Genomic DNA, 1,851 nt, shown 5'->3' with positions numbered 1-1,851 from the left:
CTGGCCAGGAACCGGGCCGATGACGGGCGCTACAAGCCCTTGGTCGCGCAAGCCAGGGCCGAGGCCCGGGCCCGCCGCCCGAAGGAGTCCAAGATATCGCGGAGTTGAGTCCCAGATAGTGGTGTAACGCGGTCGGCGTGATCGTCCGACAGGACGAAGTGCGGCCACCGCGTGATCCTTCGAGTGAACGTCTCACAGCACTCTCGAACGGAGCATCACGATGACCGCACCTTCCATTATCGACCCCGCCGGCGTGCTCGGCGAGGCCCTGGCCGACGCGTCCCCGGACCTGATGCGGCACCTGTTGTCGACGATGATCGACGCGCTCGTCTCGGCTGATGCCGATGCCGTGTGCGGGGCGGAGTACGGCCGCCCGTCCCCAGAGCGGGTCAACAGCAGGAACGGGTACCGGCACCGGGATCTGGACACGAGGGTAGGCACGATCGACGTCGCGGTCCCGAAGCTGCGGCAGGGGTCGTACTACCCGGAGTGGCTGATGGACCGGCGCAAGAGGGCCGAGAAGGCGATGATCGCGGTCGTGGCGGACTGCTACCTCGCCGGGGTCTCCACCCGCCGGATGGACAAGCTCGTCGCGACCCTGGGGATCACGTCGTTGTCGAAGTCCCAGGTCAGCAGGATGGCCAAGGACCTGGACGAGCAGGTCGCCGCCTTCAGGACCCGGCGGCTGGACGAGTCCGGGCCGTTCACGTTCCTGGCCGCGGACGCCCTGTCGATGAAGGTCCGCGAGGACGGGCGCGTGACCACCGCGATGGTTCTGGTCGTGACCGGTGTCAACGCCGACGGCCACCGCGAGGTCCTGGGGTTGAGGGTCGCCACCTCAGAGACGAAGACCGCGTGGAACACCCTGTTCGCCGACCTGGTCGCCCGCGGCCTGACCGGCGTCATGCTCGTGACCTCCGACGCGCACGCCGGCCTCGTGGACGCGATCGGCGCGAACCTGCCCGGCGCGACCTGGCAGCGGTGCCGCACCCACTACGCGAAGAACCTGATGGACACCTGCCCCAAGTCCCAGTGGCCGGCCGTCAAGGCGATGCTGCACTCGGTCTACGACCAGCCCGACGAGAAATCCGTGCAGGCCCAGTTCGACAAGCTCCTGGACACCGTCGCCGGCAGCCTGCCCGACGTGCACGACCATCTCGATGCCGCACGCGCCGACGTGCTCGCGTTCACCGGCTTCCCCCGCGAGATCTGGCGGCAGATCTGGTCGAACAACCCCAACGAGCGCCTGAACCGGGAGATCCGGCGCCGCACCGACGTCGTGGGCATCTTCCCTGACCGCGACGCCATCGTCCGCCTGGTCGGCGCGGTCCTGGCCGAGCAGCACGACGAGTGGACCGAAGCGCGCCGCTACCTCGGCCTGGACGTCATCGCCCGCACCCGAACACCCCGCCCGGCAGCAGGCGACCTGCCCACCGAGCCGACCCTGGAGCTGGAGGCCGCATGACCACCCTCGACCCCACCGACCCGCGCACCGACACCCAGCTCCTGCACGACACCGGCTGGTCCGGCTTCTGGGACGAGACCGGACGCCCCGTCTCCTGGCCCGACGAGGCCTTCGACACCGACGGCAACCTCACGGGCGAGGCCAACCTCCACCACGACCACGACACAGACCCCGCGATCCGCATGGCCGACCTCGTCATCCACTGGTACGAAACCGGCGAAACGCCCTTCTAACCCAACCCACCACCACGAAGGATCACGAAACGGTTACACCACTCCCAGGGACTTGACCTCGCGGCCCGTCCCCGGCTGCGGGCATGGCTGGAGGACAAGCTCGATACCGAGCAGTGGAGCCCGCAGCAGCTGGCCGCCCGGCTACGGGTCGAC

The 1,851-nt window shown here is 69.0% G+C and carries 2 protein-coding genes; both read left to right on the top strand.

What is annotated here, in order from left to right; translation table 11 throughout:
* The first annotated feature begins 220 nt into the window (after window positions 1–220).
* On the top strand, window positions 221–1,465 hold the full coding sequence (locus AB0F40_RS27470; RefSeq protein ID WP_357475502.1) for an IS256 family transposase: 1,245 nt from the start codon (window positions 221–223) through the stop codon (window positions 1,463–1,465).
* The gene (locus tag AB0F40_RS27465) at window positions 1,462–1,698 is read left to right on the top strand and encodes a hypothetical protein (RefSeq protein ID WP_357475500.1); all 237 of its coding nucleotides are present in this window, start codon (window positions 1,462–1,464) and stop codon (window positions 1,696–1,698) included. Before AB0F40_RS27470 ends, AB0F40_RS27465 begins: the two co-directional genes overlap by 4 nt.
* Window positions 1,699–1,851 lie beyond the last annotated feature (153 nt).

This window comes from Promicromonospora sp. NPDC023987 (assembly GCF_040639055.1).
Taxonomy (GTDB): Bacteria; Actinomycetota; Actinomycetes; order Actinomycetales; family Cellulomonadaceae; genus Promicromonospora.
This window is presented reverse-complemented; position numbering and strand designations above follow the sequence as displayed.

What these genes read in the sequence shown, in the direction of transcription:
- AB0F40_RS27470 (WP_357475502.1), top strand. Translation starts at nt 221, where the DNA reads ATGACCGCACCTTCCATTATCGACCCCGCCGGCGTGCTCGGCGAGGCC.
- AB0F40_RS27465 (WP_357475500.1), top strand. Translation starts at nt 1,462, where the DNA reads ATGACCACCCTCGACCCCACCGACCCGCGCACCGACACCCAGCTCCTG.